This is a genomic window from Amycolatopsis sp. CA-230715 (assembly GCF_018736145.1).
GTDB lineage: Bacteria > Actinomycetota > Actinomycetes > Mycobacteriales > Pseudonocardiaceae > Amycolatopsis.
Window position 1 is genome coordinate 6,199,967 of sequence record NZ_CP059997.1, and the last position, 13,935, is coordinate 6,213,901.

General features: G+C 69.4%; 16 protein-coding genes. 6 read left to right on the forward strand and 10 right to left on the reverse strand.

Going from position 1 to position 13,935, the window contains the following annotated elements:
* Positions 1 to 239 precede the first annotated feature (239 nt).
* Complete coding sequence (locus tag HUW46_RS29750) at positions 240 to 1,253, forward strand: ATP-binding cassette domain-containing protein (RefSeq protein ID WP_215542088.1); 1,014 nt, start codon at positions 240 to 242, stop codon at positions 1,251 to 1,253.
* Positions 1,250 to 2,074 carry an ABC transporter permease gene (locus tag HUW46_RS29755; RefSeq protein ID WP_215542089.1) on the forward strand — a complete coding sequence of 275 codons (825 nt, stop codon included), beginning with the start codon at positions 1,250 to 1,252 and terminating at the stop codon, positions 2,072 to 2,074. Before HUW46_RS29750 ends, HUW46_RS29755 begins: the two co-directional genes overlap by 4 nt.
* A gap of 250 nt (positions 2,075 to 2,324) precedes the next feature.
* Here the strand turns inward: HUW46_RS29755 and HUW46_RS29760 are convergent, their stop codons facing one another.
* The 6 genes from HUW46_RS29760 to lxmK all read right to left on the reverse strand — a co-directional run bounded on the left by HUW46_RS29760 (position 2,325) and on the right by lxmK (position 7,587).
* Complete coding sequence (locus HUW46_RS29760; protein WP_215542090.1) at positions 2,325 to 2,912, reverse strand: LuxR C-terminal-related transcriptional regulator; 588 nt, start codon at positions 2,910 to 2,912, stop codon at positions 2,325 to 2,327.
* Positions 2,913 to 3,219: 307 nt separating this feature from the next.
* Complete coding sequence (locus HUW46_RS29765; RefSeq protein WP_215542091.1) at positions 3,220 to 3,831, reverse strand: TetR/AcrR family transcriptional regulator; 612 nt, start codon at positions 3,829 to 3,831, stop codon at positions 3,220 to 3,222.
* A gap of 195 nt (positions 3,832 to 4,026) precedes the next feature.
* A complete protein-coding gene (locus HUW46_RS29770) occupies positions 4,027 to 5,361 on the reverse strand; it encodes a lanthionine synthetase C family protein (protein WP_215542092.1) in 1,335 nt (444 codons plus the stop codon).
* A complete protein-coding gene (locus HUW46_RS29775) occupies positions 5,358 to 5,531 on the reverse strand; it encodes a hypothetical protein (protein ID WP_215542093.1) in 174 nt (57 codons plus the stop codon). Before HUW46_RS29775 ends, HUW46_RS29770 begins: the two co-directional genes overlap by 4 nt.
* A gap of 5 nt (positions 5,532 to 5,536) precedes the next feature.
* Positions 5,537 to 6,514, reverse strand: a complete 978-nt coding sequence (locus tag HUW46_RS29780) for a T3SS effector HopA1 family protein (protein ID WP_215542094.1) — start codon at positions 6,512 to 6,514, stop codon at positions 5,537 to 5,539.
* A complete protein-coding gene (lxmK, locus tag HUW46_RS29785; protein ID WP_215542095.1) occupies positions 6,511 to 7,587 on the reverse strand; it encodes a class V lanthionine synthetase subunit LxmK in 1,077 nt (358 codons plus the stop codon). The genes HUW46_RS29780 and lxmK overlap by 4 nt, the downstream gene beginning before the upstream one ends.
* 212 nt (positions 7,588 to 7,799) lie before the next feature.
* Here lxmK and HUW46_RS29790 point away from each other — a divergent pair, with 212 nt between their 5' ends.
* On the forward strand, positions 7,800 to 8,174 hold the full coding sequence (locus HUW46_RS29790) for a hypothetical protein (protein WP_215542096.1): 375 nt from the start codon (positions 7,800 to 7,802) through the stop codon (positions 8,172 to 8,174).
* A 7-nt stretch (positions 8,175 to 8,181) separates the two neighbouring features.
* On the opposite strand, the gene HUW46_RS29795 is transcribed toward HUW46_RS29790, so the two are convergent.
* The 4 genes from HUW46_RS29795 to HUW46_RS29810 are packed head-to-tail and all read right to left on the reverse strand — an operon-like array spanning position 8,182 to position 11,966.
* On the reverse strand, positions 8,182 to 8,886 hold the full coding sequence (locus HUW46_RS29795) for an SDR family oxidoreductase (protein WP_215542097.1): 705 nt from the start codon (positions 8,884 to 8,886) through the stop codon (positions 8,182 to 8,184).
* The gene (locus HUW46_RS29800) at positions 8,883 to 10,223 is read right to left on the reverse strand and encodes a M16 family metallopeptidase (protein WP_215542098.1); all 1,341 of its coding nucleotides are present in this window, start codon (positions 10,221 to 10,223) and stop codon (positions 8,883 to 8,885) included. The genes HUW46_RS29795 and HUW46_RS29800 overlap by 4 nt, the downstream gene beginning before the upstream one ends.
* On the reverse strand, positions 10,220 to 11,503 hold the full coding sequence (locus tag HUW46_RS29805; RefSeq protein WP_442860995.1) for a M16 family metallopeptidase: 1,284 nt from the start codon (positions 11,501 to 11,503) through the stop codon (positions 10,220 to 10,222). The genes HUW46_RS29800 and HUW46_RS29805 overlap by 4 nt, the downstream gene beginning before the upstream one ends.
* Positions 11,504 to 11,549: 46 nt before the next feature.
* On the reverse strand, positions 11,550 to 11,966 hold the full coding sequence (locus tag HUW46_RS29810; RefSeq protein ID WP_215542100.1) for a hypothetical protein: 417 nt from the start codon (positions 11,964 to 11,966) through the stop codon (positions 11,550 to 11,552).
* Positions 11,967 to 12,200: 234 nt separating this feature from the next.
* On the opposite strand from HUW46_RS29810, the gene HUW46_RS29815 reads away from it, so the two are divergent.
* The 3 genes from HUW46_RS29815 (at position 12,201) to HUW46_RS29825 (ending at position 13,918) form a co-directional block, all read left to right on the forward strand.
* Positions 12,201 to 12,455 (forward strand): hypothetical protein, encoded by a 255-nt coding sequence (locus tag HUW46_RS29815; RefSeq protein WP_215542101.1) that lies wholly within the window; start codon positions 12,201 to 12,203, stop codon positions 12,453 to 12,455.
* A 303-nt stretch (positions 12,456 to 12,758) separates the two neighbouring features.
* Complete coding sequence (locus HUW46_RS29820) at positions 12,759 to 13,013, forward strand: hypothetical protein (protein ID WP_215542102.1); 255 nt, start codon at positions 12,759 to 12,761, stop codon at positions 13,011 to 13,013.
* An 80-nt stretch (positions 13,014 to 13,093) separates the two neighbouring features.
* Positions 13,094 to 13,918 carry a hypothetical protein gene (locus HUW46_RS29825; RefSeq protein WP_215542103.1) on the forward strand — a complete coding sequence of 275 codons (825 nt, stop codon included), beginning with the start codon at positions 13,094 to 13,096 and terminating at the stop codon, positions 13,916 to 13,918.
* The last annotated feature ends 17 nt before the right edge of the window (positions 13,919 to 13,935 follow it).

Here is a 13,935-nt window from a genome sequence, read left to right on the forward strand (position 1 = left end):
GCGAAAGATCCGTCGGCCGGTCCAGGCGGGCGCTCGACCGGCATAGCTGAATGGCTACGTTGACAGCCGGGTGCGGGTGGCCCCAGGTTGGGCCCTTGATCCGTTTCCCTTCCCCGCTGTGTCGCCGCCGGACGGCTTGACACAGTTCGTATGGTACCGAGACACTATGTATCGAGCAAGGCCAAGTTGTTCGGCACAGCACCACCGATCCGTTCCCTGCGACAAGTTCAGGTGTGCATATGACAGCGACATCGGCAGCGCCGGTCGTGACCGCGACCGAGCGAACACCGGCCATCCGCGCGGCCGGGCTGAAGAAGCGCTTCGGTGAGAAGTGGGCCGTCGACGGGGTCGACCTCACCGTGCCGCCCGGTCAGATCTACGCGTTCCTCGGACCCAACGGGGCGGGGAAGTCCACTTGCGTCCGTATGATGTGCACGCTGCTCGCGCCGACGGAGGGCACCGTGAGCGTGCTCGGGCACGACACGGTGCGCAACCAGCTTGACGTCCGGCTGCGCGTCGGCGTCGCGCTGCAGGCGACCGCGCTCGACGACAAGCAGACCGGTCTCGAACAGCTCCGCCTCCAGGGCCGGTTCTACGGGCTCGGCAAGAAGACGATCGGCAAGCGGGTCGGCGAGCTGACCGAGCTGATCGATCTCGGCGACGCGGTGCGGGACCGGGTGGGCACCTACTCCGGCGGGATGCGCCGCAGGCTGGACCTCGCGGTCGCGCTCATCCACAACCCGAGGGTGCTCTTCCTCGACGAGCCGACCACCGGGATGGACCCGGCCAGCCGGATCAAGCTCTGGGCCGAGGTCAACCGGCTCAACCGCGAACTCGGCACGACCATCTTCATGACCACCCAGTACCTGGAGGAGGCCGATCAGCTCGCCGAGCGCGTCGGCATCATCAACGAGGGCAAGGTGGTCGCCGAGGGCAGCCCGGAGGAGCTCAAGCGGTCCATCGGCAAGGACCTCATCGTCGCCACGACGAGCGACGGGACTTCCGCCGAAATCGCGCTGCGCGGCCTGCCGGTGGTGCAGCGCGTCGACGTGAACGGCGAAGAGGTCACGATCGCCGTCGAAGACGGTCCGACCGCGATCAGCCCGGTCGCCCTCGCGCTGGCCGAAAACGCCGTGACCGTACGGAATCTCGTCCTGCGCCGCCCGACGCTGGACGACGTGTTCCTTTCCATCACCGGGCAGCACATGTCCGAAGAAGACGCACTCGCGGACGCGGGGAAGGTGACGCAATGACCGCTACCACGGAGGCCACGACCGCGGTCCGGGCGGAGACCGAGGAGCTGGTCGGCAGACCGGCCGGTTTCCTGCGGGACCTGGTGAGCGTTTCCGGCCGATCGCTCCGCCAGCTGGTGCGCGAGCCGGAGACCCTCATCCCGCCGATGCTCATCTCGGTCTTCTTCTTCACCGTTTTCGTCGGTGCGCTGGAAAAGATCGGAAACCTCGGCGGTACCGCGGACTTCCGCGCGTTCCAGTTCCCGGTGGCGATCGTCATCGCGTCGACGGGGACGACCAGGGCGACCTCGTTGGTGCAGGACATCAACAACGGGTACTTCGACCGCCTGCTCATCGCGCCGACGAACCGGCTTTCGCTGCTGCTCGGCCTGATGGTCGCGGACCTGGTGACCGTGGTGGTGCTGTGTATCCCCACGGTGGTGCTCGGGTTCGTGTTCGGCGTCGGCTTCGCGTCGGGTGTGCTGGGCGTGCTCGTGTTCATCGCGATCGCCGCGCTGTGGGGGCTGGCGTTCGCCGCGATTCCCTATGCCATCGCGTTGCGCACCGGCAACGCGACCGTGGTCGCGCAGAGCTCGCTGCTGTTCTTCCCGTTCGTGTTCCTGACGACCACGCTCATGCCGCTGGACCGCCTCAGCGGATGGCTCGCGGCCGTGGCGCACGTGAACCCGGTGACCTACCTGCTGGCCGCGCTCCGGTCCCTGCTCACCGACGGATGGAACGGGCCGACGTTGCTGCTGGGCGTCGGCGTCGTGCTCGCCGTCGCCGTCGTGACGTTCAGCATCGCCCTGCTCGCGCTCCGGGGACGGGTGTCGCGATCCTGAACTCGTCGGGTCCCCTTCCCCCTGGGACACCGGCGGCCCGACGGCATGTGCGGTGCGCACCGCACATGCCGGACGGGGCTCGCCGCGGCGCGGAACCCCGGAACGCGAAGGTGGGAGTGTCGCTCAGCGAGGTCCTCCGGTGCTCGTGGCACCCGATCGTCCTCAGTGAACAGACACTCCCACCCGAAAGCGATGTCTCGTGTGGCCCCCAGACCCCAGTTCAGTTCGTGGTACTTCAGGCAATGATGCTTCAGGCAATGATGTTGTCGCGCAAGGCGACCGCGACCGCGAGTGTCCTGTTGGGACAATTCAGCTTCGCGAGCACGTTGGCGACGAGGCGTTTGGCCCCGTGCTGTGAAATGCGCAGTTGTTTGGCGATTTGCTTGTTGCTGAGCCCGTCGACCAGTAGGCGCAGCGCCTGCTCTTCGCGCGGGGTGAGGCTGGCCAGTCCGTGGCGCTGGGCGGTCGACCCGGTGCGCAGCCTGGTCAGCATGCGACCGGCCAGCACCGACGGGATGACGATCTCGCCGGAGACCACTTCCCGCAGCGCGCGGTCCAATGAGTCCGGTGTGATCTGGTGCAGCAGCAGGAATCCGTTCGCCGGGATGCTCGACACCGCGTCGAACAGCTCCGGGTTCTGGATCAGCAGGAGCAGCAGGACCTTGCTCCCCGCCGCTCTTGCCCGTTCGGCGTACAACTGGACGGTATCGGTGTTCAGCCCGTTGCACCCCAGCACCACGACATCGGGGCACCGATGGCCCGGTGCGCCCGCGGTGCGGTTGGCGTCCTCGAGGTACTTCCATTCTGTTATTGAGTATGAATTCGTGGATTTGAGCATAGAGGTCAATCCACGTCGAATTACATCTCCTTCGACGAAAACGGCGACGGAGGATTGTCTTTCGTGACTTTTCGGCAGGCTTGCTATTCGTTCTTCGGGCATTTAATCCCCCTTCGTGACCCGCAGCAGCGGAGAAGGCGCGCCGCAGGTGGGAAAATATCACCATGCGTGCGCTGTGTGCAAGAGATCACACGATCCTTGATGGAGGCTTAAGATTGTAACCGGGCGAGCACCCAAATGGTCTATTGTGGACTTGGGGCGGAGATCGGCATCCCGTATGTCTGTTTTCTTCCGGTGTCGTCACTGGCTATCGCCCCTGGTGGAGCACGCCATGGGACAAAAGTAGCCAAATTGTGTCCATGGCTTCGTCCGCGGAGAGGGCGCCGACCGTAATGTCCTCTTGCATACTCGCCACCATTTTGAACACGAGTTTGCCATGTCGTTGTGAATCCAGTTCCTTACGCATGCGGCCGGCAGCAATTCCGTCGCGCAGGGTAGCGATAATGGCTTTGTGCAACCGGGTCATCTCTTCCCGTAGCGTTGCCATGGCCTTGGCGGAGAGATCGGCCTTGTCGAGGCTGGCCCAGCCGACCCGGTGCTGGCGGCTGGCGAAATAGTCGAGCAACGCGCGCACGCACGCACGAAGCTGTTCCAGTGGATCCTCGTGCTCGGCGATGACTTCGTCGAGCCTGGCCTCGCAGACGTCGATCTCGCGCCCCACGTGGGCCAGCAGTGCCGACTCGACATCGGGGAAGTACTTGTACAGGGTCGCCCTGCCGACGCCGGCGTGCTGCGCCAGCTTGGCCATCGACGTCTTGGTGACGCCGTCGTCGGCGATCAGTTCGATCGCCGCGTCGATGATCTGCTCGCGGTACCGGGCCTTGTGCGTCTCGACGGCGGATTGCCACGCCTGGGACATCTGGTTCCCCTCTCTCCAGCAGCGCGAACGTCCAGGGTGAGACGATGTGTCTTGACTCGGGTCCGATTGTATCGCCATAATCGGCGCAGCGACGAATCCCGGACCGTGCGGCCCGGGATGCCCTCGCGCGCACGTGCTCTGTCCAAAAAGGACGGCGTGGGCGCGGTTTTCGCGCGCCGTCGATGCGCGAGCCCGTCAGCTCAGCAGCAGCATGCGGTCCCAGTTCCGGTTCCCGTCACCGGGTTCTCCGGTCAGCAGGGCGTTGAGCGCGCAGCCGACCCCGGCCGCGCCGTCCAGCAGCCCCGGCCGGTGGCACACCTGGTAGCCCGGTCCGTCGTGGACGGGGGCGACGACGAGGAACGGCGCGTCGAAGTCGACGAAGTCCAGCAGCCTGGCCGCGATCCGTCGCGCGAGCGCCAGCAGTTCGCCGTCCTGTTCGGCCACCGCGAGCCGGTGCACGACCTGCAGCCGTCCCGCGTGCCCGTGGCACAGGTACGGATCGGTCACCAGCGCGTCGTGCGACGACGCGGCACGCACCGCGGTCACGGCGAGTTCGCGCCAGGCTCCCCGGTCCAGGACCGTGCCCGCGCGGTGCAGCGCGGCCGCGATGCCGTGCACGCCGTAGCACCACCCGTCCCGGGGCCGCACCCCGTCTTCCGGCAGGCGATCGCCCGGCGGAACGCGCGGCACCCAGAACGGTCCGTCCTGATCGGACGACGCGTTCCCGATCAGCCACCCGCACAGTGAACCGATCGCGTCGAGCTGCCCGTCCACCAGCACACCACGCTGCGCGGCAAGGGAAAGCAGGGCGATCGGCCCGGCGATGCCGTGCGCCATGCCGGTGTTGGCCGCGCCGATCGGGTAGTAGCGGCGCTCCTCGGCCAGCGGGAGCTGCTCCGGGGCGGTCCACCATCCTGGCACCCGGTGGCCCGCCGCGTCGCGGGTTTCGCTCAACCGCACCAAGAACCGGAGCGTGGCCAGCACCGCGGATTCGACCGCCGGTGAATTCTCCTCGTCGGCGCTCAGCGCGTCGAGCAGGATCCTGCCCACCCCAGTGATCCCGGTGATCACGTCGTACGTTCCTTCGGCGACACCGGTTTCCGGTGCGCTCGCCGCTTCGATCCTGGTTGCCTGATTTCCGGCGGCCCAGGTCAGCAGGGACGATCTCAGGCTCGCGTAGTCACCGGTGCGCGCGCCGCAGGTCTGCGCGGCGAACGCGATCGACGCGGGCCCGAGGTACAGGCCCAGGGCGGGGTGGTCGCCCACGGCCCGCATCGAGGCGAGCAGGTGCGCGTGCGCGGCCGCCGCGTGCCGCCCGCCGGATTCGGCGAACTGCCCGTAGAACACCGCCAGCCCGGGATGGCCGTTCGCCAGGCCGGTGGGGACCCAGCCGCCGTTCTCCGCGGCCAGCACCTCCGCCGCGGTGCGCGAAACCGCTGTCGGATCGGCGAACCGATCCGACAGCAGCGTCACGAATTCCCTGGCGCGCTCCGCGGTGGCACCGCGCCAGGTGCCGGTCTCAACCGTCACGCACAGAGGATGAGGGTCACGGTGACGCAGGGGGACGGGCACAGCGGGGAGGGGGTGGTGACGCTTTGGAGGGTGCCCGTTTGGGCCGACGAGGGCACGGCGGTCACCGCCGAAAGCTCCTCGACGCTGGTGAAGATGTCGTAGCCCGCTACCAGTTCCTTGGTGTTCATCGGTTTCACCTTTCTGCCGGTGCGCTAGCGCACAGCCCCGGGAGGTCCGGGGAATCCAGGTTGCGGGCGGGTGCCGCCGGATCGATGTTCGCTTCCCGCAGCGCCTCGGCGACGCGGCCGATCCTGCTGCCGCCGCCAGGTTCCGCCGCGTGCCGGACCAGCCCGGTGGCGAGCGCGAGCGCCCGGTGCTGGCCGAAGCTCAGCGCGCCCATCCCAGGCCGGGGGTCGGCCGGTTCCCACGCGATCGCCACGCCGGGTCGGACCCGCTTGGCGAACGCGGAGGTCTCGGTGCCGAGACCGGGGTGGTCGTCGAGCAGCTCCGGCAGGTGCGCGACGAAATCGATGCTGTCGGCGTCGAGGTAGACGACCATCGCGTCGCGCCTCGGCAGCGCCTCCGGTCCGGAAAGGACTTTCGCGAGGTGGCTCGCGCCCTTCGCGTGCAACGCGTGCAGGACGGTCCGCCACACCGCCGTCATCGCGTCGAGTTCCACCAGGTGCAGGTAGACGCGGAGCACCGGGCCCGGTGCGCGCGTGCCGTGCCGCTGCGCGGTGAGAAAGAACCCCGGCGACACCGCGGGTCTCACGGTGCTCACGTCGAGGTCGACCGTCTCCCCGCGCCGCGGTGGGGCGGTGCTCCTGAGCGAACCGGGTTCGGCCGCGACGCGCAGCCCGTCCCGTTCGACCACGACCGTGCCGTCTTCGCGAACGTCGAGTACCGGCACGGTGATCGTGGTGGTGGTCCTCGGCACCGCTTCGGCGAGTCGTCGTTCCAAGGCGTGGTCCCGGTCCGTACCGCGCGCCGTCGCCGCGATCGCCCCGGTGTGCGCGTTCCGGTAGAGCTGGTGCCCGAGCGCTCGCACGAGTTCGCGGGCGTTGGCGCCGGTCACCTCGTCCTCGCCCACGGTTGCCTTGCGACACAAGGGATCCACGCGGACCTGGGGAAGGGTCGCGACCAGGTCGGGGCAGAGCGCGTCCCCGGTCACGCGGCGAGCCCGAGCGCGCGGGTGAACCGGTCGGGGTCGGCGAGGATGGTCCTGCCGATCCCGGCACCGGCGCGCTCGACCGCGCCAAGGGCCGGAAGGCGTTCCGCCGCGGCGACCATCCGGTCTAGCAGATGCCAGCCCGCGAAGGCGCAGCACCTCGCGGCGAACCGGTCGTCGCGAGGGCCGCGCACCGCCTGGTACCCGGCGTAGCACGCGGCGACCCACGGGCGGAACTCGTCGATCGCCGCGGCACCGGCGGCGAGGATCTGTTCGTGCGTCAGCGCCGGGTCGGGCAGGTCGGGGTCGCCCGCGGCGGGAATCTCGGTGACCGCGCGGTGCAGCCATTCGCCGATCAGCGCGCCGAGGTCGCGGGCGGGTTCGGCGAGCCGGAACTCCTCCCAGTCGATGACGGACAGTTCGCCGCCGTGCCACAGCACCTGGTCCAGCCGGAGGTCGCAGTGCGCCGGTTCGAGCACCGTCGAGGAGTCCCGGTCGCGCAACCGGCGGACCGCCTCGAGCAGCACCTCGTCGCGTTGCATCAGCGCCCACGCCTGCAGCGCGGCGGCGCTGGAGTTCTCGAACACCCGCGCGGGCAGCGCGTCGAGCGCCTCACCCGGCGGATAGGGCGGGTAGGAGGAATCCGTTCCCGGCGGCAGCGGCGCGGCGTGCAGCGCGCCGATCGCCTCGCCGAGCCTGTGCGCGAGATCCTCGCCGAACTCCCCGTCACCGGCGAGATCGCGGCCGCTGCGGGCGTCCCGCACCAGTTCGAACACCATCACCCCGGTCGCCTCGTCCACGCCGAGGCAGTTCGGGGCGTGGAGACCGGCGAAGTACCCGTCTTCGAAATACCGTTGGAACGCCATCGCCCGCCCGAGCCGGTCCGCCGCCGCGGCGCCGGACGAACTGGCCACCACTTTCACGAAGACGTCCTGCCCCGATTCCGTGGTGCCCGCGTAACTGGTGTTGCGGCCACGGGGCGCGGGCAGTCCGTCGTCGACGAAACCCCCGATCCCCAGCGCGCGGAGGACCGCGTCGACATGCTCCGGAGGTTGCTGCACGGCAACCGGCGCCATCTTGTATCCCTCCCCAGAGATTCCCGGACACGCGGGCGATCCGCCATGGCGTGTTCACGGGATGCCAAAGATCTTCGTGGAGGACACCCCGCGGGTCAACTGCCAATGGACATAACCGATCGGGCATGGCCCGACGGGTATGCCCGCACGGGTGTTCCGCCGGGACGGGAACGGTGCCACGATGGGGGATCCGCCTGTCGGAGGTGCTCGAAATGCGCGTGCTGACCACGATGGCGGCGCTGAGCGCGCTGCTCGCGATCGCGGCCTGCAAACCGGGAACGCCCGATGCCGGTGGCGGCAGGACCTGCTCGACTTCGGTGCCCCGGCCGCGGATCACCGAGCAGGACAACGGCAAGACCATCTGCATGGGGCGCAAGGCACCCCTGACGGTGACCTTGCACGGCAGCGCCGGTGATCCGTGGCAGGCGGTGTCCGCGAGCGGGCCGGTGCTGACCGAGACCGGCAGGCCCGCGGTCTCCGGCGCGGTCACCACCGCCGCCTACCAGTCGAACCGCGCGGGCAGCGGAACCGTTTCGGCCCACCGGAAATCGGGCCGGTTCGAGATCACCGTCATCGTGCGCGACTGAGTCCTGCTCAGAGCATGCCGCCGGCGGCGATCAGGTTCTGGCCGGTGATCCACCGGCCGTCCCGGCCGGCCAGCATGGCCACGACGTCGGCGATGTCGGCGGGCTCGGCCATCCGGCCGAGCGGGGTGAGCGCGGCGATCGCGGCGGTGGCCTCGTCCGGCACGGCGTCGCCGTGCACCGGGCCGGGGGAGACGGTGTTGACGGTGATCCGCCGCGGGCCGAGCTGACGGGCGGCCACCTTGGTGAACTGTTCGACGGCGGCCTTCCCCGCGGCGTAGACGGGGTCGGTGAGGCTCGGCCACGCGGTCGCCGAACTGGAGATGTTGATCACCCGACCGTCCTGGCGCAACCGCGGGATCGCTTGCTGCAGAACGAAGAACGCCCCCTTGGCGTTCACCGCCATGACGTGGTCGTACCACTGCTCGGTCACTTCGCCGAACACCTTCGCCGAGCCGATGCCCGCGTTGTTGACCAGGACGTCCAGCTCGGGCACGGCCTCGAACAGCCGCTCGATCTGCGCCGCGTCCGTCACGTCCGCGCGGACGGCCGTGGCCCTGCCGCCCTTGCCGCGGACCTCGGCCACCACGTCGCGGGCCGCGGTTTCGTCGCTGTGGTAGGAAAAGACGACGTCCGCGCCGTCCTCGGCGAGGCGCAGCACGATCGCGCGGCCGATGCCCCGCGAACCACCGGTGACCAGTGCGGTCCTGGTCATGGCTCCACTCCGTTCCGGCTGACCGGCATGAGCGCGGCGAGCGGGGCCGCCACTTCCGCCGCGTCGCCGACCACGACGACGACGGCGCTGGGCGGGTTCAGGTAGCGCGCCGCGGCTTCGGTCACCGCGGGCACGTCGGCGTCGACGAGCCTGCTCGCGTGCTCGCCGAGCCAGTCAAGGCGCAGCCCCTGCGCCGCGAGCTCGGAGACCAGGTTCGCCAGCCCGGACTGCGTGGACATGCTGAGCTGCCGCACGCCGAGCAGGTACTCCCGCGCCTGGTCGACCTCCGCGGCGCGCACCGGGGTGCAGGCCATCCGGCCGAGCTCGTAGCCGATCTCCAGCACCGCGGGCGCGGTGACCGCGGTGGCGACGTCGGCCAGCACGGCGACCGCGCTTCCCGCCTGCGGAGAGACCACTGTGGACTTCGCGGAGTACGTGTATCCCTTGTCCTCCCTGAGGTTCGCGGCCAGCCGCGAGGAGAAAATGCCACCGAAGATCAGGTTCGCGAGGTCCAGTTCCGCGAAGTCGGCGGCACCGGGGCCGGGGCACGGCAGGGCGAGCCGCACCGACGACTGCACCGCGCCCGGTGCGTCCAGCAGGCCGATCGGGGTGCCGCCGCGGCAGGCGGGCAGCGGCCGGTGCCGGACCGGTTCGCCGCCACCGGCGAACCCGGACAGCGCGCGTTCGGCCGTGCGCAAGGCCTGCTGCGGATCGAGGTCCCCGGCCAGCACGAGGCAGGCCGACGCGGCGCGGACCCGTTCGGCGTGCAGGGCGACGAGATCGGCGGGGGTCACCGCGAGCACGTCCTCCGGCGACGGGGTCGGGCGCGCGTAGACGTGGTCGCCGTAGAGCCGCCGGTTGAGCGCTTCCAGCGCGCGATGCCCCTGCTGCACCTTGACCACCCGGAGCGCGTCCGCGAACCGCGCGGCCCGCTGCGCGGTCTCGACCTCGGGATAGCTGGCGGCGGTGAGCACCTCGCCGAGCAGGTCGAGCAGGTCACCGAGGTGCGCCGCCAGCGCGCTGCCGAGGAAGAGCAACCGGTCGGCGTCGACGGTGGCGCTGAGGCTGCCTCCCATGCGCTGCAGGCGTTTCGCCAGCTCCGCGGTCGGCGTGCGCGAGGTCGCGGAGCACAGCGAATCGGCGAGCAGCGCGATGGTCGCCGAGTCCGCCTCCGCGCAGGGAATCCGCAGGCGCATTTCCACCAGCGGGATCGACGGCTGCCGTACCGCGAGCACGGTCAGCCCGGACGGCAGGGTCACCTCGGCCGACTCCGGCAGCACGAGCGCGCCGCGCGGCAGCAGCGCGGGAACGTCCACATCGGACAGCTGCCCGGTCATCGCGCGGCCCCCGGCAGGATTTCGACGACGGCGCGGTGCGCTTCGCCGACCGTCGCCGCAGCGGCGGCGATCTCGTCGCCGGTGAGGGAGGAGAGCAGGCCGGGCAGTTCGGCGATCAAGGCCGCATCGCCCCGCTGCTGCTCGAAGAGCCCGAACAGCTTCGCCCTGCCGACGACCGAGTCGAGTTCGCGCACCAGCCTGCTCACCGCCATCGTCCGCAGCCGGAGCACTTCGTCGTCGTCCAGCCCTTCCGCCGCGATCCGTTCGATCTCCTCGTCGACGACCCGCACCGCCTTGTCCGCCGCACCGCCGGGGGACAGGAAACCCGACACCACGAACGCGCCGGGATCGCGGACCGCGAGCGAGTCCCCCATCAGGCCGAGCCCGGCGGACACGTCCGCGAGCGTGCCGTCGGCCTGCACCAGCCGCTGGACCAGCCTCGACGACTCGCCGCCCGCGAGCAGATCGGCGAGCAGCTGGTGGGCGAGGTACGACCGGAATTCGCCGATCGGGTCGGGGACCCGCCAGCCCGTCGCGAACGCGGCGAGCGGGGCGAGCGGGTCCCGGTGCGCGCCGCGCCGCGACCCGGTGAGCGCCGGTTCGGCGAAGCTGGGCCGGACGGGGACCGGGCGGGCGGGCACGGTGCCGAAGTGGCGGGCGACCAACGCGGTGGTCTCTTCGACGTCGATGCCGCCCGCTACGCACAGCACCGCGTTGGCCGGCGCGTAGTACTGCTCGAAGAACGCGTTCGCCTCGGCGACGGTGGCCGAATCGAGATCGACCTGCGAGCCGTAGCCGTCGTGGGTGTTGGCGAAGCCGTCGAACAGCAGTGGCGGCAGGTGCAGCCACGGAAAACCGCCGTACGGCCGGTTCTTCACGCTGGTGTTGATCTCCTCGGACACCACGTCGACCTGGTTGCGCAGGTTTCGCTCGGTGATACGGGGCCCGCGCATCCGGTCGGCTTCCAGGAAGAGCCCGCGTTCCAGCGCGGTGCTGGGCAGGGTCTCGTGGTAGACGGTGTAGTCGAGGTGGGTGGAACCGTTGAAAGAGCCACCCGCGCCCTGGACGTAGCGGGCGTGCGCTAGTTTCGGCACCTTCTCCGAGCCCTGGAACATCAAGTGCTCGAAGAGGTGCGCGAAACCGGTGCGCCCCACCGGTTCGGACCGGATGCCGACGTCGTAGAGCACCGCGATCCCCACCACCGGAACCGCCGTGCTCGGCGCGAGCACCACCCGCAGCCCGTTCGGCAGGGTGAACCGCTCCAGGCGATCACCGATCAGCGGTTCCGGCATTGGTCTTCCGTTCTGACGCGTCGAAGGGGAACGCCTATTTGTCGTCGACGTAGATGTCGACCCAGTTGTCGCACCACCCTCCCCCGTTCGGTGCGGGCTGACAGACCGCCACCGAGCCACTCCAGTAGCCGCGCGCGACAACCTCGGTGAGGTTGACCGGGATGCTGCCCGGCCCGCACCGCGTCGCGGAGTTTTGATGGCTGATCCACGCGCCGGGGAAGTGCATCACCTCCATGGTCGCGAAGTAGCAGCCGGAGTCCGCGACGGTCAGCGTCCCGTCGGCGTGCACCTTCCCGTCGTACGGGTGCGGACCGGCCGTCTCGTAGTGCGCGGTACCGGTCGCCGAGCCGCCGTTGTACCGCGTCGTCCAGTTTTTCGACGCGGCATCCGCGGTGCCTGCCGTGATCAGTACCAGTAGCGCGGTCGCCACCAGAGCCGTCAGTCTGCGCATGGTGTTTCGCCCTCCCCAGGGTTTTCCGTCGTGGACGAGATCACAATTCCCCGGCGGAGCCCGCGCCGCCAACCGCGAACGGGCTCCCAACCAGGCCTGGCCAGGTGGCTACTTCAGCTGGGCGTGGTGGCACGAGGACCGGCCGGTTTCGGCATTTTGGTGGATGCTCCCCGAATTGGGCGGCAAATAGTGTCCGGTTCGGTAAAACGCCCGAATCATTTTGAGGAGCCGATCATGAACCGTATCGAGTCCGCCGCGGCCGAGTCGAACCTGGAAGTGCTGGAAGTCAGCCGCGACTCCGCGACGCCGGTGCTGACCCCGGTCCTGATCACCGTCACCGCTTTCGCCGTCGGTACCGGTGTCGGCGCCGTGGACTGCGCGCGTCACGGGTGCATCGACGAAAGCGGCGAAGGCGTGCGGCTGAACGACGTCCGCGAGATGTCGGTCACTGAGCTGATGCAGGCGCGCCGGGACGCGACTTCCGTGTAACCGCCGTCGAAACGCGGCATGCCGGGGAGAGCGGTTGGCTCCCCGGCATTTTCGTGCCGGGAGCAGGGCGGGGCGGGCCGGTGGACGCGCCACGGGCCGGTCGGGGCGAAGGCTCGGGCCTGCCCAGGTGGCTAGGTCGCCGGTAGCCACCCCGAGCGTCCTCAAGGGCCTTGCCGCCGGAATGGGGTTCGGGTGAGGCTACTGCTCGAGTTCGGTTTCCTCATTTTGGTGGATGCTCGCCGAATCGGGAGGCAAATAGTGTCCGGATCGGCAAATCTGCCCAATCATCTCGAGGAGCTGACCATGAATAGAATCGAGTCCGCAGCGGCCGAATCGAACCTCGAAGTGCTCGAGGTCAGCCGCGACTCCGCGACCCCGGTGCTGACCCCGGTCCTGATCACCGTCACCGCCTTCGCCACCGGCGTCGGCGTCGGCGCCGTGCAGTGCGCGCGGCACGGGTGCATCGACGAGAGCGGCGACGGGGTGCGGCTGAACGACATCCGCGAGATGTCGGTCAGCGAGCTGCTGCAGGTGCGGCAGGACGCGACTTCCGCGTAACCCGTAGTCAAGACGGCGGATGCCGGGGAGCCGCACGCGCTTCCCGGTGTTCGCCGACCATCATCCTTGGGAGAGCACAGATGGCTCAGGTGGACACTCCGCAGGTCGACAAGGTCATCCGCCAGACGGAGGTGATCAGCGCGACGGGCATCGCGCTCGCCTCGCTCGAATACCTGATGCGCCCCAAGCACTTCGAAGAGTCCGGGCTGCTGAGCTGGCAGGTCGGCCGCACGAAGTACCGCTGGACGTCGAGGAAGTCCGCCGACGTGCTCAACCCGCTGTTCCGGCCGCCGGGCGTGCAGGGCGTGATCGGTCTGCGCCTGACCGCCGCGTCGCTGCTGATCGCCCCCGGCGCCAAGCAGAGCGTGCGCACCGCGGCGGTGGCCTACCTCGCCGTTTCCAACTGGCTGCTGCACATCCGCAACAGTTACGGCACCGACGGCACCGACCACATGAACATGCTCGTCTACGCCGCGCTGACCCTGACCAAGCTCTTCCCCGGTGACACCAAGGCCAAGGAGATCTGCACCAAGTTCATCGCGGGCCAGTCGGTGCTGTCCTACCTCGCCGCCGGAGCCGCGAAGGCCGTTTCACCGTACTGGCGCGACGGCAGCGCGATGAGCGGTGTCTTCCGCACCCACACCTACGGCGAACGCCACGTCGGTGAGCTGTTGAAGAAGTTCCCTTCGCTGGCGAAGGCGGGCGGCTGGGGCACGATCATCGGCGAGTCGATCTTCCCGCTGGTCCTGTTCGGCGGCAAGAAGACCGCGGTGTCGCTGCTGGCGACCGGCGCCGCGTTCCACGCGGGCAACGCCGCGTTCATGGGCCTCAACCGGTTCCTGTGGGCGTTCTGCTCGACCTACCCGGCGGTCATGCACCACTCCCGAAGCCTCCGCAAGCGCTGACGCACCGAAAGAGGCTC